At 64.5% G+C, this 16,756-nt stretch carries 16 protein-coding genes and 1 tRNA gene; 10 read left to right on the forward strand and 7 right to left on the reverse strand.

Going from position 1 to position 16,756, the window contains the following annotated elements:
• On the reverse strand, positions 1–2,609 hold a 2,609-nt coding region (locus tag AC1D00_RS03665; protein WP_477009703.1), incomplete at its 3' end, for an alpha-2-macroglobulin family protein.
• A 415-nt stretch (positions 2,610–3,024) separates the two neighbouring features.
• Here AC1D00_RS03665 and AC1D00_RS03670 point away from each other — a divergent pair.
• Both AC1D00_RS03670 and AC1D00_RS03675 read left to right on the forward strand, forming a co-directional pair.
• Positions 3,025–3,101 (forward strand) — tRNA-Arg (locus AC1D00_RS03670).
• An 872-nt stretch (positions 3,102–3,973) separates the two neighbouring features.
• Complete coding sequence (locus AC1D00_RS03675; RefSeq protein WP_477009704.1) at positions 3,974–4,285, forward strand: hypothetical protein; 312 nt, start codon at positions 3,974–3,976, stop codon at positions 4,283–4,285.
• 835 nt (positions 4,286–5,120) lie between these two features.
• Here AC1D00_RS03675 and AC1D00_RS03680 read toward each other — a convergent pair.
• The 3 genes from AC1D00_RS03680 to AC1D00_RS03690 all read right to left on the reverse strand — a co-directional run bounded on the left by AC1D00_RS03680 (position 5,121) and on the right by AC1D00_RS03690 (position 6,658).
• Entirely contained in the window at positions 5,121–5,933 is an 813-nt protein-coding gene (locus AC1D00_RS03680) for a hypothetical protein (RefSeq protein WP_477009705.1), read from the reverse strand.
• 172 nt (positions 5,934–6,105) lie between these two features.
• Complete coding sequence (locus tag AC1D00_RS03685) at positions 6,106–6,348, reverse strand: membrane protein (RefSeq protein WP_477009706.1); 243 nt, start codon at positions 6,346–6,348, stop codon at positions 6,106–6,108.
• 73 nt (positions 6,349–6,421) lie between these two features.
• Complete coding sequence (locus AC1D00_RS03690; RefSeq protein WP_167770617.1) at positions 6,422–6,658, reverse strand: hypothetical protein; 237 nt, start codon at positions 6,656–6,658, stop codon at positions 6,422–6,424.
• Positions 6,659–6,920: 262 nt separating this feature from the next.
• Between AC1D00_RS03690 and AC1D00_RS03695 the strand changes: the two genes are divergently transcribed.
• On the forward strand, positions 6,921–7,268 hold the full coding sequence (locus AC1D00_RS03695) for a DUF6481 family protein (protein WP_135173675.1): 348 nt from the start codon (positions 6,921–6,923) through the stop codon (positions 7,266–7,268).
• Positions 7,269–7,393: 125 nt separating this feature from the next.
• On the opposite strand, the gene AC1D00_RS03700 is transcribed toward AC1D00_RS03695, so the two are convergent.
• Positions 7,394–7,636, reverse strand: a complete 243-nt coding sequence (locus AC1D00_RS03700) for a pentapeptide MXKDX repeat protein (protein ID WP_404556271.1) — start codon at positions 7,634–7,636, stop codon at positions 7,394–7,396.
• Positions 7,637–7,960: 324 nt separating this feature from the next.
• Here AC1D00_RS03700 and AC1D00_RS03705 point away from each other — a divergent pair, with 324 nt between their 5' ends.
• The 3 genes from AC1D00_RS03705 to AC1D00_RS03715 are packed head-to-tail and all read left to right on the forward strand — an operon-like array spanning position 7,961 to position 10,889.
• Positions 7,961–8,983: a TRAP transporter substrate-binding protein gene (locus AC1D00_RS03705; RefSeq protein WP_135173673.1), complete on the forward strand. Its 1,023-nt coding sequence runs from the start codon at positions 7,961–7,963 to the stop codon at positions 8,981–8,983.
• Positions 8,980–9,534, forward strand: coding sequence for a TRAP transporter small permease (locus AC1D00_RS03710; protein ID WP_135173672.1), 555 nt, complete (start codon positions 8,980–8,982; stop codon positions 9,532–9,534). Before AC1D00_RS03705 ends, AC1D00_RS03710 begins: the two co-directional genes overlap by 4 nt.
• Positions 9,531–10,889, forward strand: a complete 1,359-nt coding sequence (locus AC1D00_RS03715; protein ID WP_477009707.1) for a TRAP transporter large permease — start codon at positions 9,531–9,533, stop codon at positions 10,887–10,889. Before AC1D00_RS03710 ends, AC1D00_RS03715 begins: the two co-directional genes overlap by 4 nt.
• A 99-nt stretch (positions 10,890–10,988) precedes the next feature.
• Here AC1D00_RS03715 and AC1D00_RS03720 read toward each other — a convergent pair whose 3' ends face one another.
• Entirely contained in the window at positions 10,989–11,687 is a 699-nt protein-coding gene (locus AC1D00_RS03720) for a GntR family transcriptional regulator (protein ID WP_404556269.1), read from the reverse strand.
• Between the two features lie 233 nt (positions 11,688–11,920).
• On the opposite strand from AC1D00_RS03720, the gene AC1D00_RS03725 reads away from it, so the two are divergent.
• From AC1D00_RS03725 to AC1D00_RS03740, 4 genes are all read left to right on the forward strand, one after another.
• On the forward strand, positions 11,921–12,529 hold the full coding sequence (locus AC1D00_RS03725) for a TRAP transporter small permease (RefSeq protein WP_477009708.1): 609 nt from the start codon (positions 11,921–11,923) through the stop codon (positions 12,527–12,529).
• The gene (locus tag AC1D00_RS03730; protein WP_477009709.1) at positions 12,529–13,794 is read left to right on the forward strand and encodes a TRAP transporter large permease; all 1,266 of its coding nucleotides are present in this window, start codon (positions 12,529–12,531) and stop codon (positions 13,792–13,794) included. The genes AC1D00_RS03725 and AC1D00_RS03730 overlap by 1 nt, the downstream gene beginning before the upstream one ends.
• A gap of 23 nt (positions 13,795–13,817) precedes the next feature.
• Entirely contained in the window at positions 13,818–14,801 is a 984-nt protein-coding gene (locus AC1D00_RS03735) for a TRAP transporter substrate-binding protein (protein ID WP_477009710.1), read from the forward strand.
• Between the two features lie 85 nt (positions 14,802–14,886).
• Positions 14,887–15,813: a dihydrodipicolinate synthase family protein gene (locus AC1D00_RS03740; protein WP_477009711.1), complete on the forward strand. Its 927-nt coding sequence runs from the start codon at positions 14,887–14,889 to the stop codon at positions 15,811–15,813.
• A gap of 104 nt (positions 15,814–15,917) precedes the next feature.
• On the opposite strand, the gene AC1D00_RS03745 is transcribed toward AC1D00_RS03740, so the two are convergent.
• On the reverse strand, positions 15,918–16,756 hold an 839-nt coding region (locus AC1D00_RS03745), incomplete at its 5' end, for a hydroxymethylglutaryl-CoA lyase (RefSeq protein WP_477009712.1).

Raw genomic sequence — 16,756 nt, forward strand, 5'->3', positions numbered from 1 at the left:
GTCTCCAGCAGGTCCGGCGTGTCGGCGCTGCCGTCGGAATACCAGCCGACGTCGAACTGCACCGAGGTCACCGGGCCGTCAGCGTCGTTCGACTTGACGTCGAGCCGGTAGCGGCCGGGCTGCGGGCTGAGTGAGACCCGCGACGGCTTGTCGGCGGCGATGATGAGATCGCCGTCGGCGACGCGCGAGGTCGACTTGACCGGCTCGTACTCCCAGTAATTGTTCTGGCGATACCACTGATAGCGCGATTCCATCTTCAGGAGCTCGTAGCGCAGGCCGTCACGGCGCAGTCTCTCGCCCTCGGGCGAGACGAACACGACGTCGAATTCGGCCTTGTCGCCCTCGGCGACGTTCTTGTCGCCGAACAGCGGCTTGATGCCGATCATGGCGGTCGCGGGCGCGACCGGCAGCACGATCTTGCGCTCGACGGCGCGGCCGCCGGTCTCGACCATACGGACGAAGATCTGCGCTTCCTGCGGGCGGGTCGAAGCCGGCTGCTTGTCCAGCGTCACCGGGAAGGTGGCAACGCCATTGGCGTCGGACTCGGGCAGGTTCTCCAGCGGCGTGCGCTCGTTCGAGGTGGTCTCCTCGTCGGCGACGCCGAATTGATATCCGGCAAAACCAGGCCGTTCGGAAGCGGGCGCGATCCGCATGTCGCCTTCGAGCTGGAGGCCCGAGGCCGGAGCGCCGTAGAGGAAATGACCGTCGGCCTTAAGCTCCACTGGAGCGTTAGCTTTGATCAGCTTGTCCTTGGCGGACAAGTCGAATTCGATCCGGTCGGGGACGTAATCCTCGACCATGAAGGTGGTTTCGCCCACTGAGGAGCCCTTCGGGTCGGTGAAGGCGCGCACCCGCCAGGTCCCGGTCGGCACAGCCGAGTTGAGCGGCACGGACAGCGTGCGGCCGCCGGCGCCCTGGTCGGACAGCACGGCGCGGCGGTATTCGACGCCGTCAGGGCGCTCGACCACCAGGGTCATCGGCCCGCCGGTGATGGCATTCCCCTGCCCGTCGCGGAGCAGCGCGGTGAGATAGACGGTCTCGCTGGAGCGGTAGACGCCGCGCTCGGCATAGACGAACGCGTCGGCGCCAACGGGCACTGCGCGGCCCGCCACGCCACGGTCGGACAGATCGAAGGCGCTCGTCTTGAGGCTGAGGAAGGCGTAGTCGGCCTTCTCGCCCGTGACCGTCAGCATCGCCGGCGACAGGCCGCCCTCGCCGCGCGCAAGGCCGGCCTCGAACAGCACGTGACCGGATTCGTCGGTCTTGCGGGTGGCCAGGATCTCGTTGTTGCGCGCGACCAGCCGCACCTCGGCTTTGCCGACTGGATCGGTCGAGGCCAGCGAGTTGATGAACACGTGGATGCCGTCATTGCCGGAATAGGCCGACACCCCGAGATCGGAAACGATGAACCATTGCGTGGCGAGCTGGGACTCGTCGTCCGAGCCCGGGCCCTTGGCCGCGGCGGTCATCACATAGACGCCCGGCTGAAGCTCGCCGAGCGCCTGGTCGACCGGGAACGCCGTGGTGACGTCCTGGTTCAGCGTCATCGCGGTCGCGAGCTCGCCGGACCAGACCTTGACGCCGCGCTCGGCGCCGAGATCCGAGAGCTGGTAGCGCGACAGCGTCTTCTGGAAATCGCTGTCGACCACCGTGTTGATCAGGTTGCGGTCGCCGATCCGGAAGACGTTGACGTTGACCGCGGGCGTGTTGACGCTGACCACGGGAATACCGCGCTGGCCGGTCTTCGGCAGCACATAGGCGCGGCTGGTGAAGCGCACGAAGGGCTTTCGGTCGCGCACATAGACGTTGAACTCGGCCGATTTCGGCAGCCCCTCCTTCACCGTGGACGGCAGGCCGGCGCGCAAGTTGATGTTGTAGCGCTCGCCGTGCTTCAGGCCGTCGACGCAGAGCTGCTTGCCTTCGGCCGACAGCGCCGGCTTGTCCTGGCCCGCCAGCGCGAGGAACGGCGCGAAATCGGTGCGCTTGGCGAGTTCTTCCGAGAACTGGAAGCAGGCCCGCGGACTGGCCGAATCCGAATCCACGGTATAGTCGAGCAGGCGGAAGCCGTGCTCGTCGCGCATCTTCTCGTATTGGCCGCGGACGTCGGCGACCTCGCGCATGTCCAGCGACAGCCGCAGCGCGTCCAGCGCCGGCCGCCACAGCTTGCGCTCGGCCAGCGACTTGCCGAGCACCGCAAGCGCGTCGGCCTCCTCGCCCGGATTGCCCGCGCGCATATAGGCGATGTAGGCGGCGGTCGAGGCGCGCTCCAGCAGGAACGTCTGCTCGCTCGAGTTCTTCGGCAATATCTGGAAGATCACCTTGGCAAGCCGCAGCCAGTTGCCGGCATCCTCAGGCGTCGTGGCGGCGATCTGGCCGAGCACGGACAGGCCGGCACGGAAATCACTGCGCTTGAAAGCGGCGTCGGCGTCCGTGCGCAGCGTCGCGCCGGTCTTGGCGACCGGCCCCGCCTCGCTCTTGATCTGGGCCTCCAGCTTGATCGAGGAATCAGCGAGATCGTCGCGCTTGAAGGCCTTGTCAGCAGCTTGCGCGGCACTAAGGCCGAGCGCCAGCGCGGCGCAGAGTGTGACGGCGCGAACCAGACCGATCATGATGGACTCCCGGAAATCGCGGACGAACGCCGCGGCGGCAAATGAAGTGCGCGGAAAGGTGACGGACTCAAGGCGATGGAACCAGAGGTGCAAATCGTCGCATTCGCCATGACAAGGCAAGCCCAGAGGAGACCGATCAAGATATCACCGCGCACGCCGTCCTGATGGCGCAGCCATACCCGACCAATCGACCGGCGGCGGTGTCCCGGAAGCTGACCAGCGTTCCCGGCGATGCGATCCATCGTCCAGTCCGCTGCCGCTCAACCCGGCACCCTGACACCCCACCGTTCCGCTTTGTCGCGGCTTTGAGGAAAACGGTTCGGTTCAGGCTTGGCGAACGTGCGGATTTTTCATATTTGGCGTGATAGAAGACCGGCAGGCGGTAGCCGAGGCCGGCCCGACCCAGCCTCAAGACGGTCCCATAGCTCAACTGGATAGAGTAGCGGATTTCTACTCCGCGGGTTGCAGGTTCGAGTCCTGCTGGGATCGCCAGTTTTTCAACCCGTAAATCAATAACTTGCTGCCGTATTGGCTTCGTTCTCGATGCCAAACCGTGTTGCGCGGCGCTCCGTGCAGCATCGAGAGACGCGCCGCCAGCACGCAATAGCTCAACGCGCCATCGTTCTGGATGGCGGCAAACTGGCAACGGTGATTGGCGATACGTTCGCCCATGCGCAGTGTCTCCGTGTTGAACCTGGAAGCCCGCTGCCGCGCGATCCACGCGACCCATGAGCACGTTGAAGCAAATCACTGCGATTACAAACAGCTACAAGCGACGTAACACGGGCGCAACACGCTCTGGAAGCCATTGATAGAGTGCAGCGATTTTGCGACGTGCGGATACGATATCCGCTGCTCATGCCGAATGCTTACTGCACGACCGGCGCGAACCGCCGTCGCGCGAGCGGATTCGATTTGGCAAGCGGCCGCGCGATGGAAGATGGAAGAGACCCTGATCGAAATGAAAGTGCCTAGCCAACCGCAGGGGTGAGGTTGGCTAGGCGATCGTTCCGATGCATCCAGGGGGATCAATCCAAGAATGCGGGAATAGAATAGCAAAGTATATCATAAGTTGAATATCTCTTTGGGGTTAGGAAATCGTGGCATACAGCTTCCGGTAGCGCGCGGCGGCGACCTGCCCTTGATCACGTTGTGGATGTCTCCGAGCACTGCAGGTTCGAGTCCTCTCTTGCTCTTCGAGCGGATTGGCTTCATTCGGGCTTGGCCGAGCCGACGGCAGAGCCGGAAATCATCCCGGCCCGCGATCTCCGTGGCAACGTGATTTGCAAATCTGTCGCACTTCAAGAAAGCGTGCGCAGGCCTGTCCAGGCGACGAGAGAGTCCTATCTATCCTGCATGCCGAAATGGTGTCGAAGATTTCTGTGATGCCGTCATCTGAATGGACAGGAATGGCCGTCGCGTCCGGAATTGCCGTCGCTGCAATGTCGTTCTTGGCGATCGATGCCGGCGTGGACTTGAACTCCGGCGGGATGGCAAAACACCTCGAGATGGCACAAGCTTCCATCATGAATGTCGCGGCGAGCCAGCATCAGCTGGCCTTCGCCGTTCGTTCGCTGGCGGGCGGGAGCGACCAGAACCGCCGTTCGGCGGATCGACCATGCATCCTGGACTACGTGCACAGGCCGAAACCGGTTGGCATCGATCGCGGCGTTTGACAGCAGCCTGGAACGGATCACGGTCAGCACGTTGGCTGCAGCTCATGCAGCGCGAGGCGAGCAACGCTTGCGGTGGATCGAAGGCGAAAGGTTTCGGCCGGCGATCGTCGGCTGAATCCGACTAGTCCGTCGGTTCATCGTCGCGCCGGTCGCGGGCCAGCTGATGCCAGGCAATGGCGAGCTCGATGAGTCTTTGCCGGTCCGGGCCTTCTGATGCCGCGGCGCGCTTCATTGCCGCCTCGGCTTCGTGCTGTGGATCGTACGTGTTACACATGGGGCGGATTCTAGCCGTCCGATCTGGACAAGTGCATGGCAATTTCGTCCGTATGAATGCGGATAACCAGCGTTGTCGCCAGCTATTTCAACACGCTGAAATTGTACACGATATGAAACTGCACCCGCGGTTTCAGAACGCCCACGCCGACCGTGCGACGCCCATACCGCACGAAACCGTGAGACCCGGCGTCATTCAGACGGATGTGAACTGCGTCACAGCCTGCGCCCGGCGTCTCGGCTAGAACATCTCAGTGCTCCCAAAGGCGGGAGAAAGCACGAGTGGTCTTGCGGTCATGACACGAGAAGCTGCAGCCGAAGCTCACGTCCCCACACAGCGGAAAAGGACCGACGTGTTCGGCGTCACCTTTCTTGCGACCATCGGCATCGTGATGCTGGCGTGGATCGCGGGCCTGGTCTGGGGCCTCATGGCGTTCATGACCTGGCTGGTGTCTTGAGGCGCGAGGCGATCAGTCATTCTGCCGCGGCCCAAGATGACAAACCGGGACAAAAAAGAAGCGGGCCTTTCGCCCGCCTCTTCGTTTCAGAGCTGTCCGGAAACTCAGTAACACGCGCGGGGATCGGCCTGCACATACTGGCCGCTCGGATAGCGGTAGTAGCAATTGCCCTCGGCCAGATAGTAGCCGGGACGCGAGGCAGCCGTCGCACCGGCGATCGCGCCGGTAGCGCCGCCGATCACGGCGCCTGCGGCCGCGCCCGACGCGTTACCCGAGATCAGGCCGCCGAGCACACCGCCGACAATGGCACCGCCAAGCGCGCTCGCACCGGGATCGGCCGGCGGCGGCGGAGGCGGCGGTTCGTAGGCGACGGGCGGCGGGGCGTACGCCACCGGCACGTCGTCGTAATACTCCTCCGAGATATAGCCGGGCGGACCGGCCATCCGCTGCGGATAATAATACCAGACGCCGCCGACGTCCCACCACCAGCCGGAGCGGCCGTTGTGGACCTCGTGGCGCCAGCGACCGCCATCCCAGGCAACATTACCGCGATAGGCGTGTCCGCCCCAGTCGCGCGCCGGTGCGGGACCCCTGGCGTAATTACGACCGGGCGGCGGACCGCCCGCATTGCGCGGGCCGGGAGCCGGACCGGCAGCTGGGCCGGCACCAGGACCCGCATGACCGGGTCCCGCATGGGGCTGGCCGCCGGGCTGCGGCGCAGGCCGGGCCGCCTGCTGCGGCGGCGGGCCCTTGCGCATGTTCTGATTGTTCTGGGGCGGTGCGCCCGCGGCTGGCCCTGCCGGCGATTGGCCGGGGTCCTTCGGCGGCCGGGCCTCCTGCGCCTGCGCCGAGAGCGCGAGCAGCGACATGGCCGAAACCAAGGGAATGATGATCTTCATGTGGCTGGACGCACTCATGCGTGCTTGACCCCCTACTCTTTCGATTGCCGTGGTCCCAGCGCGATAGACGATTCGCCGCGCGCTGGGCTGATGCCGGCTGACATAACTGACCTGCCTGATCGGCGAAGTCGCGTTACAAATGATTAAGATCACGGCATTTTTTGGCTCTACCGGACGTGTTTGAGCGCTGCTAGCGGGCCGGCTCGATCACGTTGCAATTGCTCCGCCCCGACATCAGGCAGTCCTGCATCTTGCTGGCGGCGGTGAGATCGCGGGCAAGCCACCAGCCGACGCCGAGGATCACGATCGCGATGATCAGGCCGGCGACCGCGCCGCGGCGGTTGTCACCGGATTGAGGTCTTGGCGCGGATCTGGGCTTTTCACCCGGTTCGGGGCTTGGCTCGGGGTTGGACTCAGACTCGGGCTTGGTCATGACGGACTGATCGCGGGGGCGAGCCGGCTTTAACACCTCTGCGGCGTCGCGTCACATCGCAATCAGTTCCGGTTCAGCCGCGGGTCGCCCGGATCGCATCCTTGCGCGAGGTTTCGACGGCGGGGACCGCTTCACGAACGCGTGGTGCGCAGGTCGTGAGCACGAATGCGGTCTGGCTGCACTCCCAGCCGGCGCCGAGCACGGCGCTTTCGATCGGCCGCGGACGAGCGAGCAGCAGCGCGGCGGCCGCCACAGCGACCACCACGACGGTGATTGCAAGCGCCTTCAGGCCCAATCGGAAGGTAGTCATGCCCGTGCTCCGTCTTGCTGGCGCGGACGCTAGGCGCCGCTCCACATGCTCCCTTATGAGGGACATCACAATTCGGCAGTTTTTCCGGGCTACGAGAGATCGTCGGTGGGCGATTTTCGTCTACCTGATCGGCTGCGAATTGGGTGGCGTTGCGGCGCACGGCGATGTACACGCATGTGCGTCGCGTGGCGCCTGCTATGCCCAGCCGACGTACCAACACGCAGTGATGTAGGGTCGAAAGCGAGGAAGACAAGGCTCGTCGATGAGTGGATTCAGGGAACCCGGTTTTGCAGACCGGCAAAAGGCGGCGCAAGACGCCCGCAAAAATCTTTTGAACAAATTCAAATCCCAGCCCGGGCCAGATGATCCGTCGGTTGCGGCGAAGCGTGCCGAGCGCGAGGCGCTCGCGGCCAAGCGCGCCGAGGCAAAGGCTGCGCGCGAGGCCGAAAGGGCCGAGCAGAAGCGACTTGAGGAAGAAGCCAAGGCCGCCGAAGCCGCGCGGCTTGCGCGCGAGGCCGAGGAAGCGGCCGCCAACGCGGCTGCGCTCGAGGCCGAACAGAAGGCCAAGCGCGACGCCCGCTACGCCGCCCGCAAGGCCAAGCGCAAGTAACGTTCAAAAATCACGTTCAATTGAACTTGAACCGAGACATTGCTCCGGGGCGGTCCACCTGACCGCCCCGGACGTTCGAGAGCGCGCGTCTGCCTCGCGCAAACGCCTCTCGCGACGACCGAAGATCAGTTCTTCTTCATCATCCCGTCGTCTTTCTTCATCCCGTCCTTCGACATGTGATCCTTCTTCATGCCGTCGTCCTTGGTCATGGCATCCTTCTTCATGCCGTCCTTGGACATGGTCTCCTTCTTCATCATACCGTCCTCCTTGCCCATCTTGTCCTGGGCAAAGGCGGCCGGCGACAGCGCCAGGCCAAGCGAGAGAGCGGCAGCGGAGACGCCGAGCGCGATGCGGGTGCGAATGGTCATGACTAGTCTTCCCTTCGAGATGGTGTTTGTCAGCGACGGACGCCGCTATTCAATCTCGACGGATTGCCACGCGACGTTGTTACGCGGTCGCTGATAAATTTCTGCGCGCCCGCCGCGGTCCGTCGTTCGGCATAGCCTGCGGGGATCGGAAGTGTGCAGCGCAGCACGGTCGACACTTGCCGCGGCATTCGGTCTCGAACTATCAGATGAGAGAACATCGGGCGAAAGACCGGATAGGATGGGCCTATGCGGCGGTCTCACAAGGCCCGACCCAAATCACACCAAACAAGAACCGTTCAAAGAAGCGTTCAAGGGGATCACACCATGCTCACGCGCCGCCACCTGATCGCGACCGCCGTCGCCGCACCCGCCATTCTCCGCTTCGGCACCGGCACCGCGCATGCCGCCACCACGCTGAAAATCTCTCATCAATTCCCCGGCGGCACCATCGACAAGGGCGATTTCCGCGACCGGCTCTGCCGCATGTTCGCCGCCGAAGTCGCCAAGCGCAGCAATGGCGACATTGCCGCTGAGATCTATCCGAACTCCTCGCTGATCAAGACCAACGCGCAGTTCTCCGCGATGCGCAAGGGCGCGCTCGACATCAGCCTCTATCCGATGCCTTACGCCGGCGGCGAACTGCCGGAGACCAATATCGGCCTGATGCCGGGCCTCGTCACCACCTACGACCAGGGCATGCGCTGGAAGAAGGAGCCGGTGGGCAAGGCGCTCTCCGACTTCCTCGCCGACAAGGGCATCATCCTGCTCACCTGGGTGTGGCAGGCCGGCGGCCTCGCCAGCCGCTCCAAGCCGATCGTCGCGCCTGAAGACGCCAAGGGCATGAAGGTGCGCGGCGGCTCGCGCGAGATGGACATGGTGCTCCAGACCGCCGGCGCCTCGGTGCTGTCGGTGCCTTCGAACGAAATCTACGCGGCGATGCAGACCGGCGCCTGCGACGCCGCTCTCACCTCCTCCACCAGCCTGATCTCGTTCCGGCTCGAAGAGGTCGCGAAGTCGCTGACCTCGGGCGCGGGTGCCTCCTACTGGTTCATGCTCGAGCCCTTGATGATGTCGAAGGCGATCTTCGACAAGCTGCCGAAGAACCAGCAGGACGTGCTGCTCGCAGTCGGCGCCGAGCTCGAAGCCTTCGGCCGCAAGGGCGCGCAGGACGATGACGTCGAGGTCGCCAAGGTCTACGAGAAGGCCGGCGCCAAGGTCTCGGTGCTCGATGCAGCGACCGTCGGCAAGTGGCGCGACATCGCCCGCGACACCGCGTGGAAGGACTACGGCGCCAAGACCGCGACCGCCGCGAACCTGCTCAAGCTCGCCTCCGACGTCTCGGCATGAGCCACGGTCCGCTTCCGGATCGTGACGACCAGGCCAACGCTGCCGCAAGGACCGGCCTTGCGGCGGCGATCGATCGCGGTCTCGCCATCCTCAACAGCATCATCATCGTGTTCGCAGCGATCGCGCTGGTCGCGGCCTGCGCCATCCTGAGCTATAGCGTGCTGAGCCGCGCCTTGTTCAAGGCCGCCAACTACTGGCAGGACGAGGCCGCCGTGTTCCTGCTGGTCGGGGCGACCTTCATGACGGCCGCCTATGTGCAGCAGAACCGCGGTCATATCGGCATCGAGGCCTTCGTCGGCCTGCTCTCGCCGCTGGCGAACCGGATCCGGCTCTGGCTGGTCGATGCCGCGACATTCCTGTTCTGCGCCTTCTTCACCTGGAAGTCCTGGACGCTGGCCCATGAGGCCTATGTCGATGGTCAGGTCTCGAACTCGATGTGGTCGCCGCCGCTCGCCATTCCCTATTCGCTGATGGCGCTCGGCATGAGCCTGCTCTGCGTCCAGATTCTCGTGCAGCTTGCGCTGCCTTTCGCAGGAGCCAAGCGTCCATGAGCGTTTTCGGTATCGGCCTCGCCTACGCGATTGCGACGCTGCTGGTGATGTTCTCTGGCATGCCGATCGCCTTCGCGCTCGGCGCGGTCGCGGTCGTGTTCATGGGCATCTACATGCCATCGGCCTCGCTCGATACGGTGACGCAGAACGTCTACGAGGAAATGGCCTCGATCACGCTGCTGTCGATCCCGCTCTTCATCCTGAAGGGCGCGGCGATCGGCAAGTCGCGCGCCGGCCAGGATCTGTACCTGGCCCTGCATGCCTGGCTGCACCGCATCCCCGGCGGGCTCGGCGTCGCCAACGTGTTCGCCTGCGCGCTGTTCGCGGCGATGGCGGGCTCGAGCCCAGCGACCTGCTCGGCGATCGGCTCGGCCGGCATCCCCGAGATGCGCAAGCGCGGCTATTCCGGCGGCTTTGCCGCCGGAATCATCGCCGCCGGCGGCACGCTCGGCATCCTGCTGCCGCCCTCGATCACCATGATCTTGTTCGCGGTCGCGGCGGAAAAGTCCCTTGGGCGCTTGTTCCTTGCCGGCATCGGTCCGGGCCTGTTGCTCGTCAGCCTGTTCGGCGCCTATGCCGTGATCCGCTTCCGCCAGGAATATGCAGCCGCTGAAGCCATCTACAGGAATGGCGGACCGGAAGCCGCAATCCTCGCTCGCGACGACTACACACTGGCCGAACGCTTCAGCGTGCTGCCGCGCGTGATCCCGTTCGTGCTGCTGCTTACCGGCGTCATGATTGCGCTCTATGGCGGCTATGCCACGCCGTCGGAGACCGCCGGCCTCGGTGGCCTCCTGGCGCTGGCGCTGATCGCGGCGATCTACAGCGTGTGGCGGCCAAGCGACCTAGCGCCCATCATGAAGTCGACGATCCGGGAATCGACCATGCTGATGATGATCATCGGCATGTCGCTGCTCTACTCCTACGTGATGAGCTATCTGCACATCTCGCAGTCGGTCGCCGAATCCGTCGTCGCGATGCACCTGCCGCGCTGGGGCCTGTTGTTCGCGATCCTCGTCATGGTCGTCGTGCTCGGCTTCTTCCTGCCGCCGGTCTCGATCATCCTGATGACGGCGCCGATCATCCTGCCGCCCTTACGCGCCGCGAATTTCGACATCATCTGGTTCGGCGTGGTCATGACCATCGTGATGGAGATGGGGCTGATCCATCCACCTGTCGGCCTCAACATCTTCGTCATCCGCAACGTCGCGCCCGACATCCCCCTGAGCGAAGTGATCTGGGGTACGCTGCCGTTCGTGCTCCTGATGATGCTCGCGGTGCTGCTGCTCTGCTTCGTGCCGGGCATCTCGACCGCGCTGCCGGATCTCGTGATGGGACCGGACGGGAGCAGGTAGCGGCAATCGCAACTGCGGTAGGATGGGCAAAGCGTAGCGTGCCCACCAGAATATGCGACGCGTAGACGGTGGGCACGGCGCTATGCGCCTTCGCCGACCCTACAAACGCTGCTCGCGCTTCTGCCKCGCACGCGGCGCGATCGTGCTGCCGGCCACCACCTGCAGCAGATCCTTGCGCACGGCCTCGATGTGCCGTTCCAGGAAGCGGCAGGCCTCCTCGACTTTCTGCGCGCGGCAGAGCGAGATCAGGTGGGCGTGCTCTTTCTCGGCCGTCCCCATTGCCTTGGTGTTGGAGAGCTGGAGGCGCGTATAGCGGTCGCTGGTCTGGAGCAGCGACAGCACGATTGCGCGCGTACGAGGTTGTGGCGCGTGCACATAGAGCGCCATGTGGAAGTCGGCGTTGAGCTGGCCCCATTCGCTGACGTTGCGCGCCTTGATCGCCTTCTCAAAACTCTTGTGGATGTCGTCCAGCCCCTCGAAATCCTCCGCAGTAAAACGCGGCGCCGATTGCGCCAGCAGGCGCGGCTCGAGGATGCGGCGCAGGTCGAACACATCGTTGATCTCGTCCAGTGACAGCTCCGAGACGATGGCGCCCTTCTGCGGAACGATACGCACCAGCCCCTCGGCCTCGAGCTGGAACAGCGCCTCGCGCACCGGAATGCGGCTGACGCCATAGGCATCGCCGAGCGCATCCTGGCGCAATTGCGATCCGGCCGGATAGGTGCCGTCGAGGATCGCCTGCCGGAGCTGGTCCACGATCGCAGCCGACAGAGTGCGATGCTTCAGAGGCTGTTTCATCTGACCTTCCGTCTTTCTTTGCGACTCGTCCGGCAGAAAGCGGTCCCTCTCTTGCATGTTGAGGCGGCCAGCAAAAGCCAGGCATCCCACAAAAGACAGGTGCCCAGCAAAGGCGCGTCCTGCCGCCGAAATGACCGCAATCTCCGTTTGACACCTCAAATGTATAAATTATACATTTTGCCTTGGCACGAGAAATCTTGCGGGGGTTGGGGCCTTTGATGATCGAAGGGACGATGCCGGATGYGGGCGCGTTCAGCGCGCGGCGGATTGTGGTCAGGGCTTCCAGCGCCCTGCTCGCCGTCGAACGTCTCGCGCTGATGGGCCTGATGTACCTGCTCACCGGACTGATCCTGGTGAACGTCGTCACCCGCTATTCGCACTTCCCGATCTACTGGATCRATGAATCGGCTGTTTATTGCGTGGTCTGGCTGACCTTCATCGGGGCGTCCGCGATGACGCGGCTGCGGCTCGACTTCGCGGTCACAATGCTGACGGAGCGGCTTTCACCGCGGCACCAGAAGCTCGCCAAGGTCATCTCGACCGGCCTCGTCGTCGTGTTCGGCGTCGCCCTGATCATCACCTGCGTGCTCTGGATGGACCCGATTGGCCTCGCACGCGCCGGCTTCGACGGGCGCAAGCTCGCCGCCGAGACCTTCAACTTCCTCTACACCGAGCACACCCAGACGCTGAACTGGCCGACCTGGGTGCTCTATCTGACGCTGCCGATCTTCGCGGTGTCGATGACCGTTCATGGCCTCGCCAATCTGCTCGAAGATCTCGAGCTGGTCCCGCGCACGCCACTGACGGGCTTTCAGCTCTCCGAGCTCGACGGGGTCAACTGATGATCACGTCTGCCGCCTTCGTCGCGATCATGCTGGTCGGCGTGCCGATCGGGCTCTGCCTGTGCCTCGCCGGCCTCGTCTATATCGCCGCATCAGGCAATCCGGTGCTGTTCCAGTCCTATCCGCTCCAGCTGTTCGGCGGCGTCGACAGTTACGGCCTGATCGCCATTCCGCTCTTCATCCTGATCGGCGAGATCATGAATGGCGGCGGCATCACCCGCCGCATCGTCGACATGGCGATGGCTTTCGTCGGCTCGCTGAAGGGCGGGCTCGCCTACGTCAACATCCTCRCCAACATGTTCATCTCCTCGATCCTGGGATCCGCCACCGCGCAGGTCGCGATCATGGCCCAGATCATGGTGCCGGAGATGGAGAAGAAGGGTTATGACAAGACCTTCGCCGCCGGATTGACCGCCTATGGCGGCATGCTCGGGCCGATCATCCCGCCCTCGGTGATGTTCGTGGTCTACAGCGTGCTCGCGCAGGTCTCAGTCAGCGACATGCTGATCGCCGGCATCGTGCCGGGCGTCATCCTCACCGTGATGTTCTGCCTCGTCATTGCGCTGATGGGATACATCTACAACTATCCCCGCGCCGACTATCAGACGCCGCGCCAGCGGGTCATGACGATCCTGCGGACATCGCCCACCCTGCTGATCCCGATCGTCATCGTCGGCACCATCCTCGGTGGCCTCGCCAACGCGACGGAATCCGCTGCCGTCGGCGCAGTCGCTGCGGCGCTGGTGGGAAAATACTGGACCAGGGAGTTCGAGTTCTCGCAGCTGCCGCAGATGATGCTGCGCAGTGCCATCTATTCGGCGATCGTGCTGTTCCTCGTCGCCGCCGCCGCGGTGTTCTCCTGGGTCCTGATCTTCGRCAAGGTGCCGCAGGAGACCGCCGGCTGGATCCAGTCGGCCGCCAAGGACCCGATCAGCTTCATGCTGATCTGCAACGTCATCCTGCTGGTGATCGGCACTGTGATCGACGGCATCCCCGGCCTGATCATGACGGTGCCGATCCTGCTGCCTGTTGCAACCGACGTCTACCACATCGACCCCCGTCACTTCGGCGTCGTCGTGGTGATCAACCTGGTGCTCGGCCTGTTGTCGCCGCCGGTCGGGCTCTGCTTCTTCGTCGCGGCCGCGGTCACCGGCGCCAAGCCCGGCAAGATGTTCATGGTGACGCTGCCCTTCTTCGTCATCTCCTGCGTCCTCCTGGTGCTGCTCTCGCTCTTCCCCTCGCTCTCGCTGATCCTCGTCAAATAGGCCCGTCCAAAAGGAGCCCGACCATGCCGCTTTCACGTCGCCGCTTTCTCGCCGCCAGCGCAGCCGCATCGGTGTTCGCGCCGTCGCTGGCGCTCGCCCAGGCCAAGGAATTCCGCCTCGGCCTGATCACGCCGAACGGTCATTCCTGGAACAAGGCCGCAATCAAATTCGGCGACGACCTCAAGGCCGCGACGAACGGCCGCCTGACATTGACCGTGTTCCACTCCGGCCAGCTCGGCAACGAGCCGGCGATGATGCAGCAATTGCAGTCCGGCGCGCTCGACATGGGCTTCATCCAGGCCGCCGAGCTGGGCTCGCGCGTGCCGCACATTGCCGCGATCAACGCGCCCTACATCGTCCGCTCGACGCCGGCGGTCGCGAAATTCGTGCGRCATCCGGCGGCGGTGAAGCTGTTCGACGCGCTGCCGCAGGAGACCGGCACGATCGGGCTCGGCTGGGGCATCACCGGCATGCGCGCGGTGTTCTCCTCCAAGGACCTGAATTCGCTCGCCGACATCAAGGGCATGAAGCTGCGCATCAACCCGACGCCGGTCTATCGCGATTTCTATTCGTCGCTGGGCGCGGCCCCGACGCCGATCCCGACGCCGCAGGTGTTCGACGCCATGGCCAACGGCCAGGTCGACGGCCTCGAGGCCGATCTCGAATTCTCCTGGAACCAGCGCTTCGACAAGGTCTCGAAGGTGATCCTCCAGATGAATGCCGTCTTCATGCCGATGGCAGCGGTGGTCTCGGGCCGGGTCTGGCAGACGCTGCCGGCCGCCGACCGTGAGCTGATCGCCAAGACGGTGAAATCGACGCTGGACGCGCAGATCGACGAGCTCGCCGGCAACGAGCCGGCGCTGATCGAGAACTTCAAGAACGCCCCGATCCCGATCCGCCAGGTCCCGGCCGGCGACACCGAGGCCGTCATCGCCGAGTTCGACAAGATCTGGCTGCCCAAGGCTCCGGTCCTCGCCGAATTGCGCAAGGTCGGCGCCACGCTCTGATCCTACCCGCCATCCTCTTCACCACAGCCGGCGGCCCCAGCCCCCGCCGGCCAATTCACACGCCATATTCACTTGGAGTTAGACCATGAGCCGCCGCGTTTCCTGGGAAGGCGTCTTCCCGGCCGTCACCACGCAATTCCACGACGATCTCTCGCTCGACATCGATGCGACCGCGAAGGTGATGGACGGGCTGATCCGTGACGGCGTCTCCGGCCTGATCGTCTGCGGCTCCGTCGGCGAGAACACGTCGCTGGAGCGCAAGGAGAAGGTCGCGATCATGGAGACGGCCAAATCGGTCGCGGCCGGGCGTGTGCCCGTGCTGTGCGGCATCGCCGAGTTCACCACGGCCTTCGCGGTCGAGACGGCGAAGGAAGCCGCGCGCGTCGGTATCGACGGCGTCATGGTGATGCCGGCGCTGGTCTATTCGTCGAAGCCGCACGAGACCGCCGCGCATTTCCGCGCCGTCGCCACCGCGACGGACTTGCCCGTGATGCTCTACAACAATCCGCCGATCTACAAGAACGACGTCACCCCCGACATCCTGGCTTCGCTCGCCGACGTCGAGACCGTCGTTTGCTTCAAGGATTCCTCAGGCGATACCCGTCGCTTCATCGACACAAGGAACATGATCGGCGACCGCTTCGTGCTGTTCGCAGGCCTCGACGACGTCATCGTCGAGAGTGTCGCCATGGGCGCGGTGGGCTGGGTCTCCGGCATGTCGAACGCCTTCCCGCGCGAGGGCGAGACGCTGTTTCGCCTAGCCAGGGCCGGTCGCTATGCCGAGGCGATGCCGCTCTACGGATGGTTCATGCCGCTCTTGCATCTCGACGCGCGCCCGGACCTCGTCCAGTGCATCAAGCTGTGCGAGCACATCATGGGCCGCGGCACCGCGCTGACCCGTCCGCCCCGCCTGGCGCTGTTGCCGCAGGAGAAGGCCGAGGTCGAGGCCATGATGGTCCGCGCCCTCAAGAACCGGCCGCTCCTGCCGGACGTGGGCCTGAAGGCGGCCTGACCGCCTCTGTCGTCATTGCGAGGAGCCCTTGCGACGAAGCAATCCCAGACTTTCTCATCGGAAAGATTCTGGATTGCTTCGCTGCGCTCGCAATGACGGGAGGACTAGGAAGCGGCCCGCTTCCTCTTCGCGTTCAGCGCGGAAGCCACTCGGCTCACGGGCGGCTTGCCCAGCACGCCGCTCATCTCGTTCGTGGCCGCCAGCAGCTTCTCCATGTCGACGCCCGTGCTGAGGCCCATGCCGTCGAGCATGTAGACGACGTCCTCGGTCGCGACATTGCCTGTCGCGCCGGGGGCGTAGGGGCAGCCGCCGAGACCGCCGGCAGCCGCATCGATGACACGGACACCCTCCTCCAGCCCGGCGTAGAGATTGGCGAGCGCCTGGCCGTAGGTGTCATGGAAATGCATCGCGAGATTGGCTGCGGCAATGTTGGCGCTGACCGCGCGCAGCATCTGCTTCGCCTTATCAGGCGTGCCGACGCCGATGGTGTCRCCGAGCGATATCTCGTAACAGCCGAGGTCCCACAACGTCTTCGCAAGATCGGCAACGGCCTTCGGCTTGATCTCGCCGTCGAACGGACAGCCCAGCACGCAGGAGATATAGCCGCGCACCCTGACGCCGTCGGCCTTCGCGCGTTCCATCACCGGCTTGAAGCGCTCGATGGATTCCGCGACGGTGCAGTTGATGTTGGCCCGGGAAAAGCCCTCGGAGGCCGCCGCGAACACGGAGACCACTTTCGCGCCCGCGGCGCGCGCGGCGTCATAGCCCTTCTCGTTCGGCACCAGCACGTGGAATTCGGCGCCGGTCATGTGGGCAACGCCGCGCAGCACGGCGTCGGAGCTTGCCATCTGCGGGATCGCCTTGGGCGAGACGAAGGCGCCGACCTCTACCGTATTGAGGCCGGCTCCGACCAGCGCCTCGACGAAGGCGATGCGGGCCTCGA

Source organism: Bradyrhizobium sp. P2_E8 (assembly GCF_056403875.1).

Excerpts from the sequence above, each read along its gene's own strand:
- AC1D00_RS03675 (WP_477009704.1), top strand. The coding sequence starts at position 3,974 with ATGGTGTCGAAGATTTCTGTGATGCCGTCATCTGAATGGACAGGAATG.
- AC1D00_RS03680 (WP_477009705.1), bottom strand. The coding sequence starts at position 5,933 with ATGAGTGCGTCCAGCCACATGAAGATCATCATTCCCTTGGTTTCGGCC.
- AC1D00_RS03685 (WP_477009706.1), bottom strand. The coding sequence starts at position 6,348 with ATGACCAAGCCCGAGTCTGAGTCCAACCCCGAGCCAAGCCCCGAACCG.
- AC1D00_RS03690 (WP_167770617.1), bottom strand. The coding sequence starts at position 6,658 with ATGACTACCTTCCGATTGGGCCTGAAGGCGCTTGCAATCACCGTCGTG.
- AC1D00_RS03695 (WP_135173675.1), top strand. The coding sequence starts at position 6,921 with ATGAGTGGATTCAGGGAACCCGGTTTTGCAGACCGGCAAAAGGCGGCG.
- AC1D00_RS03700 (WP_404556271.1), bottom strand. The coding sequence starts at position 7,636 with ATGACCATTCGCACCCGCATCGCGCTCGGCGTCTCCGCTGCCGCTCTC.
- AC1D00_RS03705 (WP_135173673.1), top strand. The coding sequence starts at position 7,961 with ATGCTCACGCGCCGCCACCTGATCGCGACCGCCGTCGCCGCACCCGCC.
- AC1D00_RS03710 (WP_135173672.1), top strand. The coding sequence starts at position 8,980 with ATGAGCCACGGTCCGCTTCCGGATCGTGACGACCAGGCCAACGCTGCC.
- AC1D00_RS03715 (WP_477009707.1), top strand. The coding sequence starts at position 9,531 with ATGAGCGTTTTCGGTATCGGCCTCGCCTACGCGATTGCGACGCTGCTG.
- AC1D00_RS03740 (WP_477009711.1), top strand. The coding sequence starts at position 14,887 with ATGAGCCGCCGCGTTTCCTGGGAAGGCGTCTTCCCGGCCGTCACCACG.